The 25,895-nt window shown below is 53.8% G+C and carries 22 protein-coding genes; all 22 read right to left on the bottom strand.

Annotation, left to right across the window (positions count from 1 at the left end; translation table 11 throughout):
* Positions 1-4: 4 nt before the first annotated feature.
* The 22 genes from AC3A5O_RS10370 to gyrA all read right to left on the bottom strand — a co-directional run bounded on the left by AC3A5O_RS10370 (position 5) and on the right by gyrA (position 25,530).
* Complete coding sequence (locus AC3A5O_RS10370; protein WP_305470294.1) at positions 5-658, bottom strand: acetyltransferase; 654 nt, start codon at positions 656-658, stop codon at positions 5-7.
* Between the two features lie 2 nt (positions 659-660).
* Entirely contained in the window at positions 661-1,749 is a 1,089-nt protein-coding gene (gene neuB, locus AC3A5O_RS10365; RefSeq protein WP_305470293.1) for an N-acetylneuraminate synthase, read from the bottom strand.
* 3 nt (positions 1,750-1,752) lie between these two features.
* The gene (neuC, locus tag AC3A5O_RS10360) at positions 1,753-2,907 is read right to left on the bottom strand and encodes a UDP-N-acetylglucosamine 2-epimerase (RefSeq protein ID WP_305470292.1); all 1,155 of its coding nucleotides are present in this window, start codon (positions 2,905-2,907) and stop codon (positions 1,753-1,755) included.
* The gene (locus AC3A5O_RS10355) at positions 2,904-4,055 is read right to left on the bottom strand and encodes a LegC family aminotransferase (protein ID WP_305470291.1); all 1,152 of its coding nucleotides are present in this window, start codon (positions 4,053-4,055) and stop codon (positions 2,904-2,906) included. The genes neuC and AC3A5O_RS10355 overlap by 4 nt, the downstream gene beginning before the upstream one ends.
* A 9-nt stretch (positions 4,056-4,064) precedes the next feature.
* Positions 4,065-5,042, bottom strand: coding sequence for an NAD-dependent 4,6-dehydratase LegB (locus tag AC3A5O_RS10350; protein ID WP_305470290.1), 978 nt, complete (start codon positions 5,040-5,042; stop codon positions 4,065-4,067).
* A gap of 139 nt (positions 5,043-5,181) precedes the next feature.
* Complete coding sequence (locus AC3A5O_RS10345; protein ID WP_305470288.1) at positions 5,182-5,694, bottom strand: acyltransferase; 513 nt, start codon at positions 5,692-5,694, stop codon at positions 5,182-5,184.
* Positions 5,691-6,983, bottom strand: coding sequence for a lipopolysaccharide biosynthesis protein (locus tag AC3A5O_RS10340; protein ID WP_305470287.1), 1,293 nt, complete (start codon positions 6,981-6,983; stop codon positions 5,691-5,693). The genes AC3A5O_RS10345 and AC3A5O_RS10340 overlap by 4 nt, the downstream gene beginning before the upstream one ends.
* Positions 6,983-8,110, bottom strand: a complete 1,128-nt coding sequence (locus AC3A5O_RS10335) for a DegT/DnrJ/EryC1/StrS family aminotransferase (RefSeq protein ID WP_305470286.1) — start codon at positions 8,108-8,110, stop codon at positions 6,983-6,985. The genes AC3A5O_RS10340 and AC3A5O_RS10335 overlap by 1 nt, the downstream gene beginning before the upstream one ends.
* Entirely contained in the window at positions 8,107-8,688 is a 582-nt protein-coding gene (locus AC3A5O_RS10330) for an acyltransferase (RefSeq protein WP_122568953.1), read from the bottom strand. The genes AC3A5O_RS10335 and AC3A5O_RS10330 overlap by 4 nt, the downstream gene beginning before the upstream one ends.
* A gap of 7 nt (positions 8,689-8,695) precedes the next feature.
* Positions 8,696-9,646 (bottom strand): UDP-N-acetyl-2-amino-2-deoxy-D-glucuronate oxidase, encoded by a 951-nt coding sequence (gene wbpB, locus AC3A5O_RS10325; RefSeq protein WP_305470285.1) that lies wholly within the window; start codon positions 9,644-9,646, stop codon positions 8,696-8,698.
* Between the two features lie 17 nt (positions 9,647-9,663).
* Entirely contained in the window at positions 9,664-10,977 is a 1,314-nt protein-coding gene (wbpA, locus tag AC3A5O_RS10320) for a UDP-N-acetyl-D-glucosamine 6-dehydrogenase (protein WP_305470284.1), read from the bottom strand.
* A 1,064-nt stretch (positions 10,978-12,041) separates the two neighbouring features.
* Positions 12,042-13,100: an LPS O-antigen chain length determinant protein WzzB gene (locus AC3A5O_RS10315; protein WP_305470283.1), complete on the bottom strand. Its 1,059-nt coding sequence runs from the start codon at positions 13,098-13,100 to the stop codon at positions 12,042-12,044.
* 175 nt (positions 13,101-13,275) lie between these two features.
* The gene (locus tag AC3A5O_RS10310) at positions 13,276-13,500 is read right to left on the bottom strand and encodes a lipopolysaccharide assembly protein LapA domain-containing protein (RefSeq protein ID WP_305470282.1); all 225 of its coding nucleotides are present in this window, start codon (positions 13,498-13,500) and stop codon (positions 13,276-13,278) included.
* A gap of 26 nt (positions 13,501-13,526) precedes the next feature.
* On the bottom strand, positions 13,527-13,823 hold the full coding sequence (gene ihfB / locus AC3A5O_RS10305) for an integration host factor subunit beta (RefSeq protein WP_003199243.1): 297 nt from the start codon (positions 13,821-13,823) through the stop codon (positions 13,527-13,529).
* A gap of 144 nt (positions 13,824-13,967) precedes the next feature.
* On the bottom strand, positions 13,968-14,264 hold the full coding sequence (locus AC3A5O_RS10300; RefSeq protein ID WP_305470281.1) for a hypothetical protein: 297 nt from the start codon (positions 14,262-14,264) through the stop codon (positions 13,968-13,970).
* A 274-nt stretch (positions 14,265-14,538) separates the two neighbouring features.
* On the bottom strand, positions 14,539-16,230 hold the full coding sequence (rpsA, locus tag AC3A5O_RS10295; protein ID WP_053120388.1) for a 30S ribosomal protein S1: 1,692 nt from the start codon (positions 16,228-16,230) through the stop codon (positions 14,539-14,541).
* A gap of 119 nt (positions 16,231-16,349) precedes the next feature.
* Positions 16,350-17,039 (bottom strand): (d)CMP kinase, encoded by a 690-nt coding sequence (gene cmk / locus AC3A5O_RS10290; protein WP_122568957.1) that lies wholly within the window; start codon positions 17,037-17,039, stop codon positions 16,350-16,352.
* Positions 17,036-19,243, bottom strand: a complete 2,208-nt coding sequence (locus AC3A5O_RS10285) for a bifunctional prephenate dehydrogenase/3-phosphoshikimate 1-carboxyvinyltransferase (protein ID WP_122568958.1) — start codon at positions 19,241-19,243, stop codon at positions 17,036-17,038. Before AC3A5O_RS10285 ends, cmk begins: the two co-directional genes overlap by 4 nt.
* Positions 19,244-19,271: 28 nt before the next feature.
* Positions 19,272-20,384 (bottom strand): histidinol-phosphate transaminase, encoded by a 1,113-nt coding sequence (gene hisC / locus AC3A5O_RS10280; RefSeq protein ID WP_122568959.1) that lies wholly within the window; start codon positions 20,382-20,384, stop codon positions 19,272-19,274.
* Positions 20,385-20,397: 13 nt separating this feature from the next.
* Entirely contained in the window at positions 20,398-21,492 is a 1,095-nt protein-coding gene (gene pheA, locus AC3A5O_RS10275) for a prephenate dehydratase (RefSeq protein ID WP_003199233.1), read from the bottom strand.
* Entirely contained in the window at positions 21,492-22,577 is a 1,086-nt protein-coding gene (gene serC, locus AC3A5O_RS10270; RefSeq protein ID WP_305470279.1) for a 3-phosphoserine/phosphohydroxythreonine transaminase, read from the bottom strand. Before serC ends, pheA begins: the two co-directional genes overlap by 1 nt.
* Before the next feature lie 289 nt (positions 22,578-22,866).
* Positions 22,867-25,530, bottom strand: a complete 2,664-nt coding sequence (gyrA, locus tag AC3A5O_RS10265) for a DNA gyrase subunit A (protein WP_305470278.1) — start codon at positions 25,528-25,530, stop codon at positions 22,867-22,869.
* Positions 25,531-25,895 lie beyond the last annotated feature (365 nt).

Genomic DNA, 25,895 nt, shown 5'->3' with positions numbered 1-25,895 from the left:
ATCCTTAGTCATCGCGCGAAACGGCTTTTTTACGCACCGCTGGACCTAACAAAATCTGTCGGGTCGCGAGGTCACGAACCACCACAGCCCCCGCGCCAACGACGGCGCCCTCTCCGACCGTTATTCCCTGGATCACGGTGGCACCGCTGGCAATAAAAGCGTGATCATGTATCTGAGCGCTTCCACAGATTGTCGCGCCGGGGGCGACATGAACGTCCTTTCCCACGCAACAGTCATGATCGATCACGGCCCGGGTGTTAATGATCGAATTCGAGCCAATAACGACATCTGCTTGAATTATCGCCCCAGCCATGACCTGCACCCCTTCCTCCAAATGCGCCGTGGGGTCGACCCATGCGGCAGGATGGACAAGGACAGGAAAATGGAACCCTTTCAACTTTAAATTCGCAAATATGTCCCGCCGCCCCGCCCCACCCACAAGTTGACCTATGCCGTTGACCAGGTCTACAGATGCGGGCCCCCACTCATCAAGCACCTCGTCGCCACCCAGAACCTTGATACCGCGCCACTGGGAAACACCCTGAGCGTACAATCCGGGGTCACAAAGACCTAACAGGTCCAGCTTCATCGCCTGAATTAGCGACAATAGCACCTTCGCATGACCTCCAGCCCCCAGCATCACCAACCGCTTGCTCATGCTCACAGCTCAATGATCTCACCTGCGTTGTAGGAGCGGCCCACACGGCGCCCCACTAGCGCCCACAAAGCAGTCGGCGGTAAACCTTGCCCACTCCTTGCCGTGGTTAATTGCTCCCTTTTGAGCAGCGTCCCTTCGGCAATGTCGCAAGCCGCAACGACCTGCTGGCGGGCAGCCTTACGAGTATCCCACTCACTAGCTTGGGGCGCTTTAGCTCCATCACCCAACGCCTCCTGTAGAGCACGGATATCATCTATCATCGTCTTGAGCTCTTCAGGCTCGAGCGACGCCAGGTGATCCGGGCCGGGCAATGATCGATCCAGAGTGAAATGCTTTTCGATAACCCTTGCTCCTCGAGCTACTGCTGCGATAGAGACCAAGCTGCCTTTAGTGTGGTCGGAATAACCTACGTCAAGCCCAAAAGCCGTCGCCAAGGTATCCATAGCTCTAAGGTTAACCTCACCCCATGGCGTTGGGTACTGAGAGGTGCAATGAAGCAATACCACATGCCCCTGCAGCCTTGCTCTCGACTCCTGATGACTCCAGCAACGCCAGACGTCATCCATATCTGCCGGCTCACTACTGAACTCTAAAGCATGTGCAACTATCGCCAACGCCTGCTCGACTTCCGAGAGGGTCGCCATGCCTGTAGACAATATTAGTTTTTTACCGGTGCGAGCGAACTGCCACAGCAATGGACCATTTGTCAGCTCACCGGAGGGTACCTTGAATAGAGGCATTTCAAGATCACACAGAAAAGCTAGGCTATCTGAATCGAAAGCGGTAGAAAGAAAATCAATTCCCTTCTGTCGAGCATAGCTCTGCAAGTCAACATGCCAAGCCCGCGGCAGCTCTAATTTACTGAGCATCGCCAACTGACTCTCGGCCTCATCCGTGCTGCTTTTCTGGTAAGCCGCTTTAGGGACTTCTTTCGAAGCCAGACGTGCAGCAATAAAGGTCTGAAATTTTACAGCATCGGCGCCAGCGGCTGCCGCGGCATCCACCAAAGCAAAGGCTAGCTCTCGATCACCGTTATGATTTACGCCAGCCTCGGCGATAACGTAAACCGCGTCTCTATCGTAGTGCTTCATGTGTCAGCTCAGATCATGGAATGATTTGTGGGACGCCCCGTCGTAATTCTCCAGGACCTTTAAGATTGCCTCTGAAGCATCGCCCTTCCCGTACGGATTGACAGTAGTTTTACACGCTGCTGCGAATTCAGATGTCAGCGCCTTGTGAAGCGCCTGCTCGATTGAATCGCTATTCGGGTCACAGTGCAATATAGAGTTGGCTGCTAACCTGCCCTTCTGCCGAACGCCAATATCTACTGTTGGAATTCCAAAAGCTGGGACCTCGATAATCCCGCTCGAAGAATTACCCACTACAGCAGATGCCATGGAGATCGCAGACAAATAACGTCTGAAGCCCAACGACGGAATAGCCAATACTCGGTCAGGCTGCGCCTGTGCATAGGCTTCAAGTAACGGAATGATAGCTCGACCACCGTTATCAGCATTAGGGTAGGTGAATATGATCTGATACTGGGGGAATTTATCCAGCGCCTCGGTGAGTGCAATGAAACTCTCTTGAGGGTCTTCATCCATCACCGTGACCGGATGGTAGGTGACGACGAGATAAGGTGAATGCAAGTCAAAACCGAGACTTTCTCGAAGCACCTCAATGCTCATCTTCGGAGCACGTAGCAAATGGTCAATTCCGACGGCCCCGACGTTGAAGACACGCTCCGGCGACTCCCCCATCTGAATGACACGCTGACGGTAGGGCTCAGCGGCCACAAAGTGCAGATAAGCCATTTTACTGATGGCGTGCCGAATAGCATCATCATAAGCACCCTCGGTAATTTCGCCACCATGAAGGTGTGCAATGGGGATACGCATTATCAAAGCAGCCTGCGCAATTGCCAATGCTTCGAAACGGTCCCCTAGAACCACCAACATGTGCGGTTGCAACCGATCTAGAGCGTCGGCAAAACCTAACGTACCAACGCCCATTGATTTTACGATTCCAACGGCAGAGTCCGATGAAAGCAACATCTCTACCTTTGCATCAATGTGAAAACCATCCTCCTCAATTTGACGCCATGTCTCCCCAAATTCAGGCGATAGATGCATCCCGCTTACGATGATCTGCAACTGAACTTCGCTACTCGACTGAAGGTCTTTCATCAACCAGTAGAGTAGACCGTACTCAGCCCTCGAGCCGGTAAAAATGGCTATCTTGCGTTTCACGTTGGTATCTCCGGCACAACGCTACTTGGTAAATTCACGATGCGCGCTGATAGCCACTCGGAATTTGTCAAGTCCCCCCGCAGACACTTAGCGTAGAGAGGGAGGTGATTCATCAACTTCCAGATAGGCCGGGTCATGACGCCAGTGTCGTTGGTAGCCTTCAATAGCTCGTCTCTCTGAACCTTATTAGCGCAAATTACAGCATTCAGCCAGTAGTTTGACCGACAGCCTTCAGGCTCTTTAACAAACTGCAAATCGCTCCCTTTCAATACTTCCGCATAGTTAGACGCCAACTCTCGCTTGGACGCAATAAAGCCCTCCAACTGCTCCAACTGCGCGCACCCCAGTGCCGCGTTTATATTAGGCAGACGATAGTTGTAGCCGAGCTCATCGTGCACATACTCGTAGGGATGAGGTTGCTTGGCAGTGGTTGTAAGGTGCTTCGCCTTGGCTCCCCATTCCTCATTAGCCAGAATCATACCGCCACCGCCGGTCGTAATGATCTTGTTTCCGTTAAAACTCAGGGTGCCCAAGCGACCGAAGCAACCGGTGTGACGCCCCTTATACAAACTACCCAACGACTCCGCTGCATCCTCAATCAGAACCAGCCCCCAACGGATGCACACATCCAACAAGTCATCCAGTTCAACCGGATGGCCAAAGGTGTGCATTGGAAGACAGGCCCGCACTATCTGCCCGGTCGCCTTATACCGACATAAGCCATCGGCACTCAGCTGCGCGTTGTTCTCAAGCCAAATTTCAAGGGCCTTCGGTGATAACCCCAACGTATGGCGATCAACATCAACAAACACTGGCTCGGCGTTGCAATACGCAATCGCGTTGCACGTCGCTACAAATGTCAATGACTGAGTCACGACCAAATCACCAGCCTCAACCCCAGACAATAACAATGCGACGTGCAGTGCCGCTGTGCCATTCACCGTCGCAACTGCTCGGGGGCTCCCGGTGTAAGAAGCCATATCCCGCTCAAAGCGATCAACAAAGGCGCCCACACTTGAAACGAACGTCGACTCGATCGTTTCCACCACGTAATCACGCTCATGCCCTAAAAAAACAGGCGCGTGAAGTGGAATAAAATCGTTTGTACGGTATTGCGCACGCACGAACTGGATTAGAGAGTCGAACATAAGAGCGCCTCAAACGTTATAAATATCGGCTTTGTATTTGGCCAAGTTCTCGGGAAGCAACAACCAGTCAATTGTCTTCTGAAGCCCCTGACGAATGTCATATTGTGGCTCGAAGCCGGTGAGCCCACGGATTTTGGTATTATCGCACCACAGACGGAATACTTCAGACTTACCAGGGCGGATCCGCTGCTGATCTGTGAGGAATTCCACATCACTCCCCATCAACTCACGAATGAGGTTCAAAGTATCGCCTACGGATATTTCATAGTTTGAGCCGATATTCACTGTCTCCCCAATAGCTTCGCTGCACCGAGCCAACTCCAGAAAACCCCGGCAGGTATCAGCGACATAATTGAAGTCACGGGTAGGGGTAGTGTCGCCCAATTGAATTTGTTTTTTCCCGCTGGCAATCTGAGTGATAATGGTTGGAATCACCGCTCTCGCAGACTGACGAGGACCGTAGGTATTAAATGGCCGGGCGATAGTCAGAGGCAGGTCAAACGAATTATAAAAGCTCATCGCCATCGCATCGGCACCAATTTTCGATGCACTGTAAGGCGACTGCGCCTGCAATGGGTGATTCTCATCTATAGGTACATATTGAGCGGTGCCATATACTTCGCTGGTTGATGTATGTATGACTCGCTTCACACCATTTTCCAAGGCGGCCTGACAAATATTTAGCGTACCCTTGATATTGGTATCGACATAACTATCCGGAGCAACATAAGAATAGGGGATAGCAATTAAAGCGGCGAGATTAAAAACCAAATCAACGTCTTTGGTGACGTGTTTGCAATAATGGGGATCTCGAACATCCCCGCTAACCACTTCCACACTAGACAAACAGTCAATATTCTCCAACCATCCCCAGTAATTAAAAGAGTTATACTGAGAAAGCGCTTTTACTTCATACCCCTCACGCACAAGCAGTTCGGTAAGGTGTGAACCGATAAAACCATCAGCACCTGTGATCAATGCTTTCACAAGCAGTCTCCTATTCAAACTAAGCAAGCTTATCAACAGTCTCCACAACAAGCACGTCAGCAGAGCCGCATCTAATCCACAATCATAAATACATCATTAACCGCCAAAAAACCGCATTTCACACCGCAATACAAACCGACTATATAGCAGCACACGCTTTTCTCCTAATAAGCTTTGCGGGCACGCCACCCCAAATTTCATTGGGCGGAATGTTTTTCGTCACTACGGAGTTCGCCCCGACGACAGAGTTTTCACCTATGGTCACATCAGGGTTTATAAATACATTGGCGCCTACCCAGCAAAAATCTCCGATTTTTACATCTCCTTGCTTCGTCCCCACTGGAGGCTTGGAAAAATCAGAGTCTGCCATAGCGGAGCTCGTATAAATTCTTACGTTATGAGAAATTCGGCAATTAGCGCCAATTACCACAACACATTCTGACGCTGATTGTATAGTAGATAACTCACCAATATAGCTATTTCGACCACCCTCAATTCTACCTGGACCATAAAACTGAATATAGTAGCCATTAAATCTAAAAGTTTTATTCAACTCATACTGCTCTCGATACATCGCATAAGTTATCTTCCAACTCGTCGAGCGCATAACACTTACAAACTTCGACAGAGCCCGCACTAATAATCCCTTCACTTAGAAAGACTCCGCTTCAGGACAAACCGCATCGATGAAAAAACCTCAAACCATGGCATACTATAAACCCTCCACGAGAGCAGCCAAGCAAGCAAAAACAAAACACTCTCCGAAAGAGCATATGCCATAGCCGCACCTTTAATTCCGAGCAACTTCACAAGAAACATCGTAGCGACAATAGAAAACACCCCAGTGAATATTGTCACAATGGAAACATTGCTCGTTCTCGAGGAGAAAAAAAAGAACCCCGCGATCGAAAAATACATCCCCTTGAACATCTGCCCAAGAAAAAACCAGAACACAATTTCCTGTGCCCTAAGAAACTCAGCCCCAACCATATCCGTAAAAAACAGCTTACAAAAGAAAGTCGCCATTAATGCCATTAACAAAAAACATAACCACACGAGATAAGTAACACCCACAATTTCCATTCTCGATCCGGCAGTATTCTCTTTCAGTTTTCCATATAACCACGGGCCGTAGACCTTAACGAAAGCATCAGCTACCAAGCCCAAAATAAGCCCAAACTGTAGCGCCAGTGTATAAATACCTACCGATTCAACACCTAACATATTTGCAATAACAAAACGGTCGGCAACCACCATTACCAAACCACCAACCACATGTGGAATAAGCGGCACTCCAAATCGAAGAGCATCCCCGACCGCCCCTTCTTTGGAGGAAGGAAGAGCAGCCTCTTTGCTTTTAATGAGCCAAAATAACGCTACACTACCAAATATCAAGACTGCGAAAATCTGCCCTAATACTCTACCCTCCCAAACCATCAAAAAACCGAATATAAGCACTAATGAACAGCCGGCATTCGTTAAGCCCTGCAGCACTTGAAAAGATCCATACTTTTTTGCCGCGCGGCTCACTTGCCATAAAGTGAGCTTTACATTAACTATAAATTGAGCACCGGAAACGAGGACAGCAGCGAGTAACCACTCAAAAGGCACACCAGTCGGTTTAACTAACCATTTTCCAAATATCCCAACCACCAGGAAAACCGCGATAGTACTTACAGCAAGTATAATAAGACATCCACCCACGTAACGCGCCAAAGAGAGCTTATCCAACTCAAAATAGCGCGCAGCAACCGCTCCATGTACACTCAACCCTGTGAAGGCACCAAACAAACTCACCATCACGCCAAACATAGCAACCACACCGTAGTCAGCTGGTGTCAGCACACGAGTGAGAAACGGAAGCAAGAGAAACGGAATTCCGGCGTTAACTATATTGGCCGCAAGGAAAATACCGGCATTGCCGAATAACTTCCTAATCATTACCTGTTACTTTCACAATCATGAGAGACGTGCTCTAGCGCTTCCCTTAACCCCGCCCACACATGATTAATAATTTCAGATGCATCGGGACTCATCGGCAAACTCAATACTCTTTTTGCTACTGCAGTGGAAACTGGTGTGTCGATCGCAAGACCGTAACCCCGGTAGATGGGCTGCTCGTTCAAGGGTACAGGGTAGTGTATCGCTGTAGGGATACCCTTCAAACTAAGCAATTCCTGAAGAGTTTCTCGATTCTCTATCAAAACCGTGTACTGAGCAAATACACTTGTCCGATCCGCTTTCTGCCGAACTCGTTCCACACCCAACTCATCCATCATTTTGTTATAGGTACTACCTATTTCTATACGCTGAGCGACCTCCCAATCAAAACGCTCAAGTTTAGCCAAGACGATGGCACACTGCAGCGTATCCATTCGACCGCCTAAACCAATACGGGTATGCCAGTAACGCTTACTTTGTCCATGAATCCGAATTTCCCGACACGTTTGAGCAATCGAATCATCCGATGTAAAAATCGCACCGCCATCTCCGTAGCATCCCAGCGGTTTACTTGGAAAAAAACTAGTGCAACCAATAGTAGACAAGTTGCAGCTCTTTTTGCCTCTGTAATCAGCTCCAAAACTTTGTGCAGCATCTTCTATTACTGGTATATTTCCGTAGCGAGCCGCAATAGCATTTATTTCATCCATATCTGAAGGCTGACCATAAAGGCTTACAGGCATAATTATTTTTGTTTTGCTTGTAATTGCCGCCTCTAATTGCGTCACGTCGATATTGCAAGTAAGTGGATCTATATCAATGAAAACGGGTATTGCCCCTAACAGAACGATGACTTCTGCAGTAGCCGCAAAGGTGAATGGAGTTGTCACTACCTCGTCACCAGGTCCCACACCTAAAGCCATTAAACTAATGAGTAGTGCGTCAGTACCGCTGGAGACTGTTATGCAGTGTTTGGCACCTGTGTAGACAGAAAGCCGCGACTCAAGTTCTGCAACTTCAGGCCCCATAATGTATTGCCCATGCTCAAGAACGTTATTAATCCGGCACTGAATGTTTTCCTTCAATGCCTCATACTGAGTTCTTAAATCAACGAAAGGGATGCTCATGCGCCAGTGCACTCCAGATAGCCAGCAACTAATTTATAACGTTGTGCTGTGTGAGGACATGTATACGTCCCCTCTCCAGCAAGGCCGAGTGGTACCCTCTCTCCTTGCTGACTGATCCAGCCGATCTGCTTAGCTGGCACACCGGCCACCAATGCGTAGGGCTTGACATCCCGATTAACAACCGCACCTGCGGCAACGAATGCGTACTCACCAATCGTTACGCCACATACAATAGTACAGTTAGCACCTAACGTGGCACCTTGCTTAACCAACGTATCCCTATATTCATCTTTGCGAGAAACTGCGCTACGTGGATTATATACGTTGGTAAATACCATGCTCGGGCCGCAGAAAACATCATCTTCGAGAGTGACGTTATCGTAGACTGACACATTATTTTGAATTTTTACGTTATTACCTATAACAACACAATTACCCACAAACACGTTCTGACCAAGCGAACAATCTTCACCGATACGCGCACCCGAACAAACATGAACAAAATGCCATATGCGCGACCCGCTTCCGATCTCGGCGCCTGGATCCACGATAGCGGAAGGGTGTAACTGATAGTTCATAGATTGCTCATCTGTTCAAGTTTTGAAGAAACGGGTGACCTTCATCATCCCGAACACTGCAAATCATTGAAGATCGAATACTTTCAACCGTCTCGACACAGTGCCGGGCATCCTCAAGGCCATAACCACGCCCCGCAAGTATTTCCTCATAACTTACAGTGTGAAGATCCGTAAACCCCTCAGAAAACTCCATTTCTTCGGCATCGACTGTGATCGAGCGATAGGTAGGCTTTTTGCCTTTCACCGCTTCCGGCAGATCGTTGGCATCAATTGATAGAAACCACCGCACGCGAGCCTTCTCGTATTCCAGATAACCGGCTGCCTTATATTCACTATTAAAGTGAACGACGCTTCTCTGAAGCTTCCCAAATATAAAATGCAGCATATCGTAGAAATGCACACCAATATTGGTAGCCACGCCATAGGACTTACGTGGATCGCCCTTCCAGCTTTCCATATACCACTTACCCCGCGAAGTGATATAGGTAAGCTCTACATCATGCTTATGCTCAAGGAATTCTCGAGAAACTTCATCCTTGAGTTTGATAATTGCCTGGTGATGACGCAATTGTAGGATATTGTATACTTGGCGCCCCGTTTCCTGCTCAATTAGAACAAGCTCATCAAGACACTCCGACGTTGGCACCAACGGCTTTTCACAAATAACGTCGCACCCCAAACGCAACCCCGCAGCGATATGGGCCTTATGAAGATAATTAGGCGAACATACAGCTACATAATTTAATGCCTGGGCGGGATCTCGCTTCAAATTCCAAGCATGTTCATAAAAGCGCTCAAACTCAGTAAAAAACTCACTCTGAGGTGAAATACTATCAATTATACCAACTGAATCATTAATATCATAAGCGGAGACCAGCTCATGACCTGTATCCTTGATTGCACGCATATGACGTGGAGCTATATAACCCGCTGCACCAATTAGAGCAAAACGTTTCAAGATCACCTCTCCAGCAATCAAGCTTTAATGATATGTTTTTCTGAGATTCGATATTTTCCACGCGTATCAATTAATAAATTTGAGTGCTTAGAAATAAAGCTGTAATCAAACCCATCATGATCCGTCGCCAAAATCACCGCATCAAAGCTGGCGATATTTTCGGCCGAAAGCGTCTCACTTACAAGATTAAAATTATGCTCTCGCATTTTTGGAAAAACAGGGACATGCGGATCGCTGTAGGCAACTACCCCACCTTTAGCTGCAACTAACTCCATAATTTCCACAGAGGGAGACTCTCGCATATCGTCGACATTTTTTTTGTAAGCAATACCCAAAACTAATACTCGACTATTCTTAAGCGCCTTGCCTCGGTCATTCAGTCCATCCATCAACTTGTTTACAACATATTCAGGCATCGCTTTATTGACCTCACCCGACAATTCAATAAATCGGGTATGCAGGCCATATTCACGAGCCTTCCAGGTCAGATAAAATGGATCAATTGGGATACAGTGCCCCCCCAAGCCAGGCCCTGGGTAATAGGCCGTGAAGCCAAACGGCTTGGTCGCTGCGGCGTCAACAACCTCAAAAATATCTATCCCCATCCGGTCAGCCACGACCTTCATTTCATTAACCAAACCAATATTCACAGCTCGATGTATATTTTCCAACAACTTTGTCATTTCCGCAGTTTTGGTTGAACTGACGGATACAATCTTATCAATAGCATGTTCGTACAACGCTATTCCCACCTCAAGGCAAGCCGGGGTATGCCCACCGATCACCTTAGGTATCGTACGTGTTTCGAAATTTGGATTGCCTGGATCCTCACGCTCAGGTGAGTAAACTAAAAAAATATCCTGTCCAACGCGCAGACCACCCTCCTCCACGCGTGGCAGTAACTCCTCTTCAGTTGTACCCGGGTAAGTGGTGCTCTCCAGAGAAACAATTTGCCCCGGACGAAGAAAAGGTTTAAGAGCGTTTGTAGTATTAATCACAAAGCTCATATCAGGTTCACGATACTTATTTAAAGGAGTAGGCACACATAGGATCAAGGCATCACATTCCGCAACACGCGTGAAGTCGACCGTTGCTTCAAAACCACTTTGGCGTGCAAGGAAAACCTTTTCACTGGAAATATGTTCGATATAGCTTTTCCCTGAATTCAACGCCTCTACTTTTGAAACATCAATATCTATACCTAGCACTTTGAAACCAATAGCGTTATATCGAAGCATCAGAGGCAGACCGACGTAGCCGAGGCCCACTATGCCGATAACGGCCTCTTTATTCTTAAATTTGGCGACGCTCGCCTGCTTCAAGCTTGACATCAAACACAACTCCCTATTTTTTGTAACCAAGCGTTTTTGACAGGGGGCTATCCCCTCATTTTTACGCTTCTGTTTTGTTCAGTTAACCCATATAGGCACATTATTGCCTTAGCATTTACTACCGCTTCTTGAAACGCCTGATCCACCAGGTCATCAGACCTCATGCGGGGACATGGACGCCCACATCAAAAGTTAATAGCTTTTAGCCATCAGCAACCGGCCGCTTGCTGATTAAGCGCTCTACTCCGCTCAGACACAATTTTCGATTTCATCGTCATGAAGATATCATTCATGCCAATAAAATTCTATTGACTCTTCATGACCTAGCTCACCCCTGGATAGATACAATCTCAATCCGATTGACAAATGACTGCAATGGTCAAAATTTTGTCGGCCCTGAGCGAGATTCAGCAAAATAAGTACCTCGATCCCTTTGGACGAAGCGAATAAATCTCTGCACAAGCTGAAAATCGTAAAGGCGAGCCCCAAAAAAAATGGCGCGCCACCCAAGCACACCAAACCTCAACCGGCATCACACTGGATGCCTATCCACATTTCACATCGTTCCATTAAATTGATCTCACAGGTCATCTCCACCCATATGAAATGAAATTAACCCAGCATAAGTCTTATTGAATCAGGGAACACGTGATTGACATCAAACATTACTCGCTCCCTGAAAATGATAACTCAACTTTGGAGAAAAGCTTAGATGCAACTGTAGCAGCGCCGAACGCAATCGCGAGCAAGAACCATCCCAAATATCATTAGATTATTTAGAGTACTGGATGTATGCGTCTCTACAACAAAATGAGCTTGTATGAATACATGTCAACTTAGAACGTACTAAAAACACCTTAAAAAAGTGGATATCTGTAGCAACTAAGGGAGGCCGCTACTGATCCAAGAGTGAGACATCGAGCTGATCGCGTCAAACGCAGCACTGGAGTTTTATGAGCAACCTATAAAATAAAAAATGACAACTGAATCGCGAGATTTAGCAAACCCCGCGGACTCATTTGACGATGCTCACTTCATTTATCGGGACAATTGGCGCTATATAATTAATGATTCACTCTTTCATGCACATTAGCACGCGCCAGAAAAAACCGAATCAAAGCCACAAACCCACCAAACAGAAGACCAATGATTACGCCCACACCAAGAATAAAAATCTTCCTGGGCTTTATAGGACTCTCAGGCACTTCAACACTACCATCTTGCCGATAAACCGAGATATTTTCGGGATCAACATTTAACTTTCGGTAAAAGTTGTATCGCATCTGCAATGACCGTAAATCCGATATAAAAGCATCGTCTGAGGCACGAGACTCCAAAGCATTAATTTCGGCAGCCAACGCTTTGCTTCCCCGTTGGTAATCCATCTTACTACCAGCCTCTACGGTTATATCAATTGCGGCTGTAGATTTTATTGCCGGGCCGGTTAGCCCTATGGACTCAGCTATTTTCAGCGCCTCACGAAGCTGCTGAATACGATCTTCGCGTATACGCTGTGCATTTTCACGCAAGCTGATAATCCGCTGCTCCAAATTTCGAGCTCTCACCGCTGCTTCGGCAGTTACGTTCTTAACTAACTCCAGCTCGGCAGCTTCGCTGGCGCGCGATACATAAGCCTTGATCCATTCTGTGGCCTTCACGGGATCGCCCCCCTGAACAGTTACAGAATATCGATCCGGAGCATCCTTACTCCCACCTTTTATAACCAGCTGCTTAGAAAAACCCTCATACAATCGATCCATTGCCCCCTGACGCGCTTGCTCAGAGAGAGAGGGGAGATAGATATCATTAAAAAACTTCTGGCGAAGTGACTCTCCTTGTAAATTTCGGGTAAAAACACCGTACACATATCCGATCGAATAAGGGTCAAGCTCTGTGCTTTTCCCACGCCCATAATTCAGCTCAGCGATGCCGTTCTGAGTTGGAGGTACAATAAAAACCTTCGCTTCATAGACAGGTTTTGCGAGAAAGGCATAAACGCCGAAACCGGCAGCTATCAAGATAGTAACGCTCAGTATGAGCCATTTTTGATTCCAAAGACTTTGAATAAGCTCAATCAGATCTACTTCATCAGCTCTACGAATATCATCACGATCATTTTGCATAAAGAGCCTCGCTGGCAGTAAACACAACACCCCCATCAAAAGGTAAGGCACGCGAGCTCTCTGTAAATAAAGCTGTAGATGGAATCAAAGTAAATTCGAACAAAACGCCCCCCATAGTCAGAACAAAGTTATTGGCCGTGATCCTTACACCAAGACTACTGGGCTCACATATCCATTATTTTGCCCGTCTGCGCATTCCCAGGAACCACGCAAGCGACGGCCCGGCTATCATACCAGCGAGAAGCGCCAGGATCACGAAAACCGAGACAGGAAGCTGCGGAGCTGACCAGCCCAGAAACAGGAGCGCAACCGGCTGGTTGTTTTCAAGCACGAACAAGACGATAGCTGAGGCCACGAGCAGCGCAAGTACGACCAGGGCCAAGCGTTTAAAGTTCCGCATGAGAATTCCTTTGCTTTAGTGCTGCGTCAGAGCTCATCGCCCTCCTCCTCATTCACCCGATCCCTAAGCTCTTTGCCTGGCTTGAAATGAGGAACAAACTTGCCGTCAAGGCTGACGGACTGACCGGTCTTCGGATTGCGCCCAACCCGTGGGGCGCGGTAATGCAGGGAAAAGCTGCCGAAGCCACGGATCTCGATGCGATCACCCGTAGCCAGGCACTGGGACATTTGTTCAAGCATGGTCTTGATGGCCAGTTCCACATCCTTGGATGAGAGTAGCCCTTGATGGGTGACAATTCGTTCGATCAACTCCGACTTCGTCATATTTTTCCCTTCTTTTTCAAGCAGCTAGGAAAATCGCTTGAAAAGGTTTTAGCATGACCGGAGGGATTTGAACAGCCCAAGTATTGACATTCCTCTATTACTCCCTTGCCGCTTCCTTCCATGCAGACGGGGAGGTTTCTCAAGCTACCGGCAAATGACCAGCATCGTACGAGTAAGATAGCCAGCCGGATTGAAACCAAAGGGGTACTGATCGTCATCTTTGGCGTCGTCTGATCGGGTAATGACCTTGTAGCCAGCGCCCTTGCACTCCCTTGCGGCTCTCTTATGGCACTTCTCCCAGCCAGAGCCCAACCCTGAGCAGTCGACCTCGATACCGCTGACACCACGCACTGCGTGGGTCTTGGCGCTTGTGGTGCAACCTGCCAATGCCAATGCCAATGCCAATGCCAATGCCGCGAATACCAGGATGAGCCTGTTCATTCATCTCCTTAAATATCCAATACTCGACTGGGTGGTGCATGACCTGGCGCTATCGCGAGCAAGCTCGCTCCCACATTGTTCCGGAGAGCCACGACATCTGTAGTCCAGCCTTGATAGATGCTTGATCCACTTAAAGAAAGAGACAGCCGGGTTGCAGGATTGGTTTCACAGCGAGACCAGACAGCGTAAGTGAAACGAGCAAAGCCGGGCTTCCCGAATCGCGCCCACAAAAAAGGGCGACCGAAGTCGCCCTTTTTCTATGGTCTGACAGAACTCAGTTCTGTTTTTCCATTTGTGCACGCAGCAGGTCACCCAGAGTGGTAGGACCAGCAGCAATGTCAGCGGCTGGCTTGTCGCGCAGGCTCTGGATTGCTTCTTTCTCTTCAGCATCGTCTTTCGACTTGATGGAGAGCTGGATTACGCGGCTCTTGCGGTCAACGCTGATGATCTTGGCTTCTACTTCTTCGCCTTCTTTCAGAACGTTGCGCGCGTCTTCAACGCGGTCACGGCTGATTTCGGAGGCTTTCAGAGTCGCTTCGATATCGTCGGCCAGGGTGATGATGGCGCCTTTGGCGTCAACTTCTTTCACGATGCCCTTAACGATTGCGCCTTTGTCGTTCTCTTGAACGTACTCGGAGAACGGATCGCTTTCCAGTTGCTTGATACCCAGGGAGATACGCTCGCGCTCTGGGTCAACCGACAGGATAACGGTGTCCAGCTCGTCGCCCTTCTTGAAACGGCGTACGGCTTCTTCGCCCACTTCGTTCCAGGAGATGTCGGACAGGTGAACCAGGCCGTCGATGCCGCCGTCCAGACCAATGAAGATACCGAAATCGGTGATCGACTTGATGGTGCCGGAGATTTTATCGCCCTTGTTGAACTGGCCAGAGAAGTCTTCCCATGGGTTGGACTTGCACTGCTTGATGCCGAGGGAGATACGACGACGCTCTTCGTCGATGTCCAGAACCATGACTTCCACTTCGTCGCCGACTTGTACGACTTTCGAAGGGTGGATGTTCTTGTTGGTCCAGTCCATTTCCGAAACGTGTACCAGGCCTTCAACGCCTTCTTCCAGCTCAGCGAAGCAGCCGTAGTCGGTGAGGTTGGTAACACGAGCGGTGACGCGGGTGCCTTCTGGGTAACGGGCTTTGATAGCAACCCATGGATCTTCACCCAGTTGCTTGAGGCCCAGGGAAACACGATTGCGCTCGCGATCGTACTTCAGAACCTTGACATCGATCTCGTCGCCAACGTTGACGATTTCCGAAGGATGCTTGATACGCTTCCAGGCCATGTCGGTGATGTGCAGCAGGCCATCGACGCCACCCAGATCGACGAATGCGCCGTAATCGGTGAGGTTCTTGACGATACCCTTGACCTGCTGGCCTTCCTGCAGCGATTCCAGCAGAGCTTCACGCTCGGCGGAGTTCTCGGCTTCCAGGACACTGCGACGGGAAACGACAACGTTGTTGCGCTTCTGGTCCAGCTTGATGACCTTGAATTCCAGCTCTTTGCCTTCCAGGTGCGTGGTGTCGCGCACTGGACGGACGTCAACCAGGGAACCTGGCAGGAACGCACGGATGCCGTTAACGTCGACAGTGAAGCCGCCTTTAACCTTACCGTTGATAACGCCCTTGACCACTTCCTCAGCTGCGAAGGCCGCTTCCAGAACGATCCAGCATTCAGCACGCTTGGCTTTTTCACGGGACAGCTTGGTTTCACCAAAGCCGTCTTCAACCGAGTCCAGCGCAACGTGAACTTCGTCACCGACGTTGATGTTCAGTTCGCCAGCGTCGTTGTAGAACTGCTCAAGCGGGATCAGCGCTTCAGACTTCAGACCAGCGTGAACGGTTACCCAGCGAGCCTGGTAATCGATATCAACGATAACGCCGGTGATGATGGAGCCTGCCTGAAGGTTCAGGGTTTTCAAGCTTTCTTCAAAGAGTTCCGCAAAGCTTTCGCTCATTTTAATTCCTGTTGATTAGGGCGAAGTAAACGCCCATCTCCACACCCCAGACGGTGTGGGTTAGTTTCATATAAAAGAAGCGCCGCAGGACTATGACTGGTCCCCTGCGGAGCTTCCTGTCACCCGGCGATATCGCGAAGCGCGATCTCGCTCATGATGCGTTGCAACACCTGATCAATGGACAACTCCGTGGAATCCAGCTGTATCGCATCGGCCGCCGGCTTTAGCGGGGCTACTGCGCGCTGGGTGTCACGCTCGTCGCGTGCACGGATCTCATCTAGCAGACTCGACAGACTAACATCCTCGCCTTTGCCCTTCAACTGCAAATATCGGCGGCGCGCCCGCTCCTCGGCGCTGGCAGTGAGGAAGATCTTCAGCGGCGCGTCGGGGAACACCACCGTGCCCATGTCGCGGCCATCAGCCACCAGCCCCGGCGGCTCCTGGAATGCACGTTGGCGTTGCAGCAAGGCTTCGCGCACCGCTGGCAGCGCGGCGACCTGGGAGGCCCCGGCGCCCACGCTTTCGGTGCGGATGACGTCGCTGACTTCGTCGCCTTCCAGAATGATGCGCTGGAGCTGACCGTCGGTCGCCGCAATGAACTGCACGTCCAAGTGAGCCGCCAGCGCCTTGAGCAATTCTTCATTGGTCAGGTCGACGCCATGGTTGGCGGCGGCGAACGCCAGCAGACGGTACAAGGCACCCGAATCGAGCAGGTTCCAGCCCAGCTGTTTGGCCAGGATCCCGGCGACAGTGCCCTTGCCTGAACCGCTTGGGCCATCGATGGTGATGACCGGTGCCTTGATGTTCACGACTGTGCCTCTTGTGCTACTCGGATACCGACCTGCGCGCACAGCGCCAGGAAGTTCGGGAACGACGTCGCGACGTTGGCGCAATCATGGATGCGAATCGGCGCGCTGGCGCGCAAAGACGCAACACTGAAAGCCATGGCGATGCGGTGATCACCGTGACCATGGACTTCGCCGCCGCCGATCTGGCCGCCGTCGATGATGATGCCGTCCGGCGTTGGCTGGCACTTGACACCCAAGGCCAACAAGCCGTCCGCCATCACCTGGATGCGATCCGATTCCTTGACCCGCAGCTCTTCGGCGCCGGTCAGCACGGTGCGCCCTTCTGCACAGGCGGCCGCCACGAACAACACCGGGAACTCGTCGATGGCCAGCGGAACCAGCGCCTCCGGAATCTCGATACCCTTGAGTTTAGCCGCTCGTACGCGCAGGTCGGCTACGGGTTCGCCGCCAACTTCACGTTGGTTTTCCAGAGTAATGTCAGCGCCCATCAGGCGCAGGATGTCGATCACACCGGTGCGGGTCGGGTTGATGCCGACGTGCTCGAGCACCAGGTCGGAGCCTTCGGCGATCGAGGCGGCCACCAGGAAGAACGCCGACGATGAGATATCGCCCGGCACTTCGATATGGGTCGCAGTCAGCTTACTGCCAGACTCGACCGACGCCGTGGCGCCATCCACCGTGACCGGGTAGCCGAAGCCGCGCAGCATGCGCTCGGTGTGGTCGCGGGTCGGGGCCGGTTCGGTGACGGTGGTCTTGCCTTCGGCGTAGAGACCGGCCAGCAGCAGGCAGGATTTCACCTGGGCGCTGGCCATTGGCATGGTGTAGGTCAGGCCCTTGAGCTTGTTGCCACCACGGATGGTCATCGGCGGACGACCATCGGCAGCCGTCTCGATGACCGCGCCCATTTCCCGCAACGGGTTGGCGACGCGATTCATCGGGCGTTTGGACAGCGAGGCGTCACCGGTCAAGGTGCTGTCGAAGTCCTGCGCTGCCAACAGGCCGGACAACAGGCGCATCGAGGTCCCGGAGTTACCCAGGTAGATCGGCCCCGGGGCGGGCTTGAGGCCGTGCAGGCCGACACCATGGATGGTCACGCGACCGTGGTGCGGACCTTCGATGACCACCCCCATGTCGCGAAACGCTTGCAGCGTCGCCAGGGCGTCTTCGCCCTCGAGGAAACCTTCCACCTCGGTCACGCCGTCGGCCAGGGAGCCGAGCATGATCGAACGATGGGAAATCGATTTATCGCCCGGTACACGAATACGCCCACTCAGGGAGCCACCAGGTTGTGCCAGGAAAATCAGATCGTTGGAGTTCATAGCGTCCACATAGGCCCGACGGGCCAGGATTTTACTGAAATGCTCGCGGGCCACCCTGGCGCGTGTGAAAACGCCCAGCAATTGGTGCCCGTCCCCTGCATCGACCGCGTCGCGCAAGGCGTCGAGGTCGCTGCGAAATGTATCGAGTGTGCGCAAGACAGCTTCGCGGTTGGCGAGGAAGATGTCGTGCCACATGACCGGGTCGCTTCCGGCGATTCTCGTGAAATCGCGGAAACCGCCGGCAGCGTAACGGAAGATCTCAAGATTTTCATTGCGTTTGGCCAATGAATCCACCAGGCCGAACGCCAACAGGTGCGGCAGATGGCTGGTAGCCGCCAACACTTCATCGTGACGCTCTACCTGCATGTGCTCGACATCGGCGCCCAGTTCGCGCCACAAACGGTCCACCACCGCCAGCGCAGCCGGGTCGGTCTGCTCCAGCGGAGTCAATATCACTTTGTGACGACGAAACAGTTCCGCATTGGAGGCTTCCACCCCGCTCTGCTCGGAACCGGCAATCGGATGGCCGGGCACAAAGCGCGCCGGCATCCCGCCGAAAGCCTCGGTGGCAGCGCGCACAACGTTGCCCTTGGCACTGCCGACGTCGGTCAGGATCGCTTGCCCCAAACTCATGGTCGCCAGGCGCGCCAGCAGTTTTTCCATGGCCAGGATCGGCACCGCCAGCTGGATCACGTCCGCGCCTTGGCAAGCAATCGCCAGGTCATCCTCGCAGCGATCGACCACACCCAGCTCCACCGCCAGCTTGCGCGACTGCGGATCCAGGTCGACACCGACCACCTCGCGGCACAGGCCGCTTTCACGCAAGCCCTTGGCAAACGAACCGCCAATCAACCCCAGGCCGACCACTACCAGGCGACCGATCATAGGGGCAACAGGTTGCAGTGAAGTGACATCAACCACGAGCCAGAACCTTGCTCAACGCCTCAAGGAAACGGCTGTTTTCCGCTGGCAGGCCGATGGTGATGCGCAGGTGGTTCGGCATGCCGTAATTGGCCACCGGACGCACAATCACACCTTCGCGCAACAGCCCCTGATACACCGGCGCGGCGACACGTCCCAGGTCGACACAGATGAAGTTGCCTTTGGATGGAATCCAGCCTAAGCCCAGCTCACGCAGCCCGGCTTCCAACTGCTCCATGCCGGCCGCGTTGAGGCGACGGCTTTCAGCCAGGTAGGCTTCATCCTGCAATGCGGCACAGGCGGCGGCCAGGGCGAAGCTGTTGACGTTGAACGGCTGGCGCACGCGGTTCAGCACATCGGCCACCACCGCGGTGGACAAGCCGTAGCCGACCCGCAGCGAGGCCAGGCCATAGGCTTTGGAGAACGTGCGCGAAACCAGCAGGTTCGGGTAGGCCGCGAGGAAATCCAGGCCATCGGGCAAATCGCTGCCTTCGGCGTATTCGATGTAGGCCTCGTCCAGCACCACCAACACGTGCGCGGGCACGTCTTGAAGGAAGTCATCCAGGGCCTGGGCATCGAACCAGGTGCCGGTCGGGTTGTTCGGGTTGGCAATGAAGACCACGCGGGTGTTGGCGTCGATAGCCGCCAACATGGCCGGCAGGTCGTGCCCCCAGTCCTTGGCCGGAACCACATGGGCATCCGCGCCGACGGCCTGGGTCGCGATCGGGTAGACCGCGAACGCGTGCTCGCTGAACACCGCGTTGAGACCTGGCGCCAGGTACGCACGGGCGACCAACTCAAGAATGTCGTTGGAACCGTTGCCCAGCGTCACCTGGTTCAGCTCGACGCCACAGCGCTCGGCCAGCAGGCTCTTCAGTGCAAAGCCGTTGCCATCGGGGTAACGGGTCAGCTCGGCCAGTTCGTCGCGGATCGCCGCCAGCGCCTTGGGGCTCGCGCCCAACGGGTTTTCGTTGCTCGCCAACTTGACGATGCTGGCCGGATCCAGGTCCAGCTCACGGGCCAGTTCGTCCACGGGCTTGCCCGGAACGTAAGGCGAGAGTTGTTGCACGCCTGGCTGAGCCAGAGCGAGGAAGTTGCCACTCATTTGCTATCCGCCCTTAAAGAACTGCCTTGGGGTAGGAACCCAGCACCTTGAGTGCCACTGCTTCCTGACTGATTTTCTCCAGCACACCTTTTACCAGCGGATCGCGGTGGTGGCCGACGAAATCGATGAAGAACACGTAGGTCCATTTACCGCTGCGCGACGGACGGGTCTCGATCCGCGTCAGGTCGATACCGTTGTCATGGAACGGCACCAGCAGCTCATGGAGCGCGCCGGGCTTGTTGCTCATGGACACGATGATCGAGGTCTTGTCGTCGCCGGTTGGCGGGACTTCCTGGCTGCCGATCATCAGGAACCGCGTGGAGTTGTCCGGGCGATCCTCGATTTTTTCCGCCAGGCGCGTCAGCCCGTAGAGGCCAGCCGCCATGTCGCCGGCAATCGCCGCCGAGTTCCACTCACCCTTGACCCGCTTGGCCGCCTCGGCGTTGCTCGAGACCGCCACGCGCTCGACGTTCGGGTAATGGGCGTCCAGCCACTTGCGGCACTGGGCCAACGACTGGGCGTGGGAATAGATCCGGCTGATGCTGTCGGTCTTGGTGTTCTCGCCCACCAGCAGGTGGTGGTGGATGCGCAGCTCGACTTCGCCACAGATCACCATGTCGTGCTCGAGGAAGCTGTCCAGCGTGTGGTTGACCGCGCCTTCGGTGGAGTTCTCCACCGGCACCACGCCAAAATTCACCGCGCCGGCGGCGACTTCACGGAACACTTCGTCGATGGCCGCCATCGGCTTGCTGATCACGGCGTGACCGAAGTGCTTCATGGCGGCTGCCTGGGTAAACGTGCCTTCCGGCCCCAGGTAGGCGACTTTCAGCGGCTGCTCGAGGGCCAGGCACGACGACATGATTTCGCGGAACAAGCGCGCCATCTCTTCGTTGCCCAGCGGCCCCTTGTTGCGCTCCATGACACGCTTGAGCACCTGCGCTTCACGCTCGGGGCGATAGAACACCGGCACTTCGCCTTCAGCCAGGGAGGCCATCTTCACCCGGGCGACTTCCTGGGCGCAGCGCGCGCGCTCGCTGATCAGCTCCAGGACTTTTTCGTCCAGGGCGTCGATGCGCAGGCGCAGCGCTTTGAGTTCTTGCTCAGACATCAGCCATGTTCCTTCTCGAACTCTGCCATGTAGGCGATCAACGCATTGACGGCGTTGATGTCGACGGCGTTGTAGATGGAGGCGCGCATGCCACCGACCGAACGGTGACCCTTGAGGTTCAGCAGGCCACGCTCGTCGGCACCGGCCAGGAACGGCTTGTCGAGACGGTCGTCGGCCAGGCGGAACGGCACGTTCATCCACGAGCGATCAGTCTTGTTGATCGGGTTGCTGTACAGGCCACTGGCGTCAATGAAGTCATACAGCGTGCGCTGCTTCACTTCGTTGAGCTTGCCGATGGCTTCGACACCGCCCTGCTCTTTCAACCATTCGAACACCAGGCCGGACAGGTACCAGGCCAGGGTCGGCGGGGTGTTGTACATCGAGCCGTTGTCGGCCGCGACCTTGTAGTTGAGCATGGTCGGGCACAGGGAACGGGCGCGACCCAGCAGGTCTTCACGAATGATGCTGACCAGGATGCCGCTTGGGCCGATGTTCTTCTGGGCACCCGCGTAGATCATGCCGAAACGGGAGATATCCACAGGGCGCGAGAGGATGTCCGAGGACATGTCGGCCACCAAGGGCACGTCGCCGGTTTCCGGGATCCAGTTGAATTCCAGGCCACCGATGGTTTCGTTCGGCGCGTAGTGCACGTACGCCGCGTCCTTGGACAGTTCCCACTCGTTCTGGCCGGGAATCGCGAAGTAGTCGTAGGGCTTGGCGGTGGCCGCCACGTTGACGTGACCGTAGCGCGAAGCTTCTTCGATGGCTTTCTGCGACCAGATGCCAGTGTCGATATAGTCGGCCTTGCCGTTTTCCGGCAGCAGGTTCAACGGGATCTGGGCGAACTGCTGGCTGGCGCCACCTTGCAGGAACAGCACCTTGTAATTGGACGGGATGTTCAGCAGATCACGCAGGTCCTGCTCGGCCTTGGTGGCAATGGACACGAACTCATCGCTGCGATGGCTCATTTCCATGACCGACAGGCCCTTGCCGTGCCAGTCGAGAAGTTCGCCCTGGGCACGCTTCAGGACCGCCTCAGGAAGCGCCGCCGGGCCGGCACAGAAGTTATAGGCTCTCTTGCTCACATCCAATCTCGCTCTGATCTGGTGGTTCACGCAATTAATACGGTATCAGGTGGTGCGCATTGTGGACCTAGGGCGGGCGAGCAAAGGTGTGGGAGCAAGGCTTGCCCGCGATAGCAGACTGTCATCCAACATTGATGTTGACTGGTCTACCGCCATCGCGGGCAAGCCTTGCTCCCACAAGCCTTGCTCCCACACAAGCCTTGCTCTCACAAAGCTGCAATTTGATACGAAATTTCAAAAGGAACAAACAACAAGGGGGCGAATTTTCATCCGCCCCCTGCGTGTCCGCTTAGTCCTGCGGTTCTTCTTCGTCTGCGGCAGCGTCGAGCGGTTGGTCACCGACAGCGTCGTCGACATCGGCACCCAGGGTGCCGTCGAACGCCACGCCGTCCTCGCCTTCCAACTCCTCGCCTTCAACCTCCGACGGCTCCTGGACCCGCTCAAGCCCGACCAGCGTTTCGTCGCTGGCCAGTTTGATCAGCGTCACGCCTTGGGTGTTACGACCCAGGCTCGACACTTCGGCGACTCGCGTGCGCACCAGGGTGCCCTGGTCGGAGATCAACATGATCTCCTCGCCATCGAGCACCTGGACAGCACCGACCAGGCGGCCGTTACGGTCGTTGCTGACCATGGCGATCACGCCCTGGCCGCCACGCTTGTACTCAGGGAACTCGCTGATGGCCGTGCGTTTGCCATAACCACGGGCCGAAGCGGTGAGGATCTGGCTGCCTTCTTCGGGGATCAGCATGGAAATCAGCTTCTGGCCTTCCGGCAGGCGCATGCCGCGCACGCCGCGGGCGGTACGGCCCATGGCGCGAACGTCGGATTCCTTGAAGCGAGTGACCTTGCCACCGTCGGAGAACAGCATGACCTCACGCTCGCCGTCGGTGATGGCGGCGGAAATCAGCACGTCGCCTTCGTCCAGCTCCAGGGCGATCAGGCCGACGCTACGCTGGCGGCTGAAGGATTCCAGAGGGGTCTTCTTCACGGTGCCCTTGGCGGTGGCCATGAAGATGAAGTGACCTTCGGTGTATTCCTCCACCGGCAGCATGGTGGTGATGTATTCATCACTGTCCAGCGGCAGCAGGTTGACCAACGGACGACCGCGAGCCGCACGGGACGCCTCAGGGATTTCATAGGTCTTGAGCCAGTACACCTTGCCTTTGCTGGAGAACAGCAACAGCGTGGTGTGACTGTTGGCGACCAGCAGGTGAGCGATGTAGTCCTCATCCTTGACGCCGGTCGCCGACTTGCCTTTGCCGCCGCGACGCTGGGCCTGGTAGGCAGCCAGCGGCTGGGTCTTGGCGTAGCCGCCGTGGGAAATGGTCACCACGCGCTCTTCTTCCGGGATCATGTCACCCAGGGTCAGGTCCAGGCGCGCATCGAGGATTTCGGTGCGGCGCACGTCGCCGTATTCGGCGCGGATCACTTCCAGTTCTTCGCGGATCACTTCCATCAGGCGCGTGGCACTGTTGAGGATGCGGATCAGCTCACCGATCTGGTTGAGGATCTCCTGGTACTCGGCCAGCAGCTTCTCGTGCTCCAGGCCGGTCAGGCGGTGCAGGCGCAGTTCCAGGATGGCTTGCGCCTGTTCCGGGGACAGGAAGTACTTGCCTTCGCGCAGGCCGTATTGCGGATCGAGGTTCTCAGGACGGCACGAATCGGCACCAGCGCGCTCGACCATGGCCACCACCGCCGTGGACTCCCAAGGCGTGCTGATCAGCGCTTCCTTGGCTTCCGACGGCGTTGGCGAGGCCTTGATCAAGGCGATGACCGGGTCGATGTTCGACAGGGCGACGGCCTGGCCTTCGAGAATGTGACCACGCTCGCGGGCCTTGCGCAGTTCGAATACGGTACGGCGGGTGACCACTTCGCGACGGTGACGCACGAAGGCTTCCAGCAGGTCCTTGAGGTTCAGAATCCGCGGACGGCCGTCGATCAGCGCAACGATGTTGATGCCGAACACGCTTTGCAGCTGGGTCTGGGCGTAGAGGTTGTTGAGGATCACCTCAGGCACTTCGCCACGGCGCAGCTCGATCACGACGCGCATGCCGTCCTTGTCGGACTCATCACGCAGCTCGGTGATGCCTTCGAGCTTCTTCTCTTTCACCAGCTCGGCGATCTTCTCGATCAAGCGGGCCTTGTTCAGCTGGTACGGCAGTTCGGTGATGACGATCTGCTGGCGGCCGCCGACCTTGTCGATGTCTTCGACGGTCGAGCGAGCGCGCATGTATATGCGGCCACGGCCGGTACGGTAGGCTTCGATGATGCCAGCGCGACCGTTGATGATCGCAGCGGTCGGGAAGTCCGGACCGGGGATGTATTGCATCAGTTCATCGACGGTCAGCTCGGGATTGTCGATGAGGGCCAGGCAACCGTCGATGACTTCACCGAGGTTGTGCGGCGGGATGTTGGTCGCCATGCCCACGGCGATACCGCTGGAGCCGTTGACCAGCAGGTTCGGGATACGGGTCGGCATGACCGCCGGGATCATTTCGGTGCCGTCGTAGTTCGGCACCCAGTCCACGGTTTCCTTGTGCAGGTCGGCCAGCAGTTCGTGGGCCAGCTTGGTCATGCGCACTTCGGTGTATCGCATGGCCGCGGCGTTGTCGCCGTCCACCGAACCGAAGTTGCCCTGGCCGTCTACCAGCAGATAGCGCAGGGAGAATGGCTGTGCCATACGAACGATGGTGTCGTACACGGCAGTGTCGCCGTGGGGGTGATACTTACCGATCACGTCGCCGACGACACGGGCGGATTTCTTGTACGGCTTGTTGAAGTCGTTGCCCAGCTCGCTCATCGCGAACAGCACGCGCCGGTGCACGGGCTTCAAGCCATCGCGCGCATCCGGCAGCGCCCGCCCGACGATTACGCTCATTGCGTAGTCGAGGTAGGACTGTTTCAGCTCGTCTTCGATATTGACCGGGAGGATTTCTTTGGCCAGTTCGCCCATGAGAAGCCTGATTCCTTTTTCTGGTGAAACCTCGTCACATCCAGATGGGACGAACGAAGCTCGCCGCTGCAGAACAAGTGCCGTGCAGCGACTTACGACAAATCAACGAGTTATGCCATGGATCTGCGCAGTAAAGGCCACCTCGCGAGGCAGCCCTGGAAACCGCCGGATGTTATCACAAGAGCCGCCACGCACCTATCCCCCAGATGCGCATGGTGCGTAGTTAGTTGACCGGTGACAGGCTGATATGGGACCAGAGGGGCTTAGAAGCGTTGCGGATGGAGATTCAGGGGGCAAATGCAAGGGATTTGTTGCTTTTAAGGGCCTCATCGCGAGCAAGCTCGCTCCCACAGGGGAATTTTTGT

This window comes from Pseudomonas sp. Soil_N_39 (assembly GCF_057655955.1).
The sequence above is the reverse complement of the archived record's forward strand: the minus strand, read 5'-3'. Positions and strand labels throughout refer to the sequence as shown.

Bases quoted from the DNA above. Each gene is read 5' to 3' on its own strand.
- AC3A5O_RS10335 (WP_305470286.1), bottom strand. From the start codon at position 8,110: ATGAGCATCCCTTTCGTTGATTTAAGAACTCAGTATGAGGCATTGAAG.
- AC3A5O_RS10300 (WP_305470281.1), bottom strand. From the start codon at position 14,264: ATGAACAGGCTCATCCTGGTATTCGCGGCATTGGCATTGGCATTGGCA.
- AC3A5O_RS10315 (WP_305470283.1), bottom strand. From the start codon at position 13,100: ATGCAAAATGATCGTGATGATATTCGTAGAGCTGATGAAGTAGATCTG.
- AC3A5O_RS10330 (WP_122568953.1), bottom strand. From the start codon at position 8,688: ATGAACTATCAGTTACACCCTTCCGCTATCGTGGATCCAGGCGCCGAG.
- ihfB (WP_003199243.1), bottom strand. From the start codon at position 13,823: ATGACGAAGTCGGAGTTGATCGAACGAATTGTCACCCATCAAGGGCTA.
- AC3A5O_RS10310 (WP_305470282.1), bottom strand. From the start codon at position 13,500: ATGCGGAACTTTAAACGCTTGGCCCTGGTCGTACTTGCGCTGCTCGTG.
- AC3A5O_RS10285 (WP_122568958.1), bottom strand. From the start codon at position 19,243: ATGATCGGTCGCCTGGTAGTGGTCGGCCTGGGGTTGATTGGCGGTTCG.
- gyrA (WP_305470278.1), bottom strand. From the start codon at position 25,530: ATGGGCGAACTGGCCAAAGAAATCCTCCCGGTCAATATCGAAGACGAG.
- AC3A5O_RS10355 (WP_305470291.1), bottom strand. From the start codon at position 4,055: ATGTTCGACTCTCTAATCCAGTTCGTGCGTGCGCAATACCGTACAAAC.
- AC3A5O_RS10340 (WP_305470287.1), bottom strand. From the start codon at position 6,983: ATGATTAGGAAGTTATTCGGCAATGCCGGTATTTTCCTTGCGGCCAAT.
- rpsA (WP_053120388.1), bottom strand. From the start codon at position 16,230: ATGAGCGAAAGCTTTGCGGAACTCTTTGAAGAAAGCTTGAAAACCCTG.
- wbpA (WP_305470284.1), bottom strand. From the start codon at position 10,977: ATGTCAAGCTTGAAGCAGGCGAGCGTCGCCAAATTTAAGAATAAAGAG.
- AC3A5O_RS10370 (WP_305470294.1), bottom strand. From the start codon at position 658: ATGAGCAAGCGGTTGGTGATGCTGGGGGCTGGAGGTCATGCGAAGGTG.
- neuB (WP_305470293.1), bottom strand. From the start codon at position 1,749: ATGAAGCACTACGATAGAGACGCGGTTTACGTTATCGCCGAGGCTGGC.
- pheA (WP_003199233.1), bottom strand. From the start codon at position 21,492: ATGTCTGAGCAAGAACTCAAAGCGCTGCGCCTGCGCATCGACGCCCTG.
- hisC (WP_122568959.1), bottom strand. From the start codon at position 20,384: ATGAGTGGCAACTTCCTCGCTCTGGCTCAGCCAGGCGTGCAACAACTC.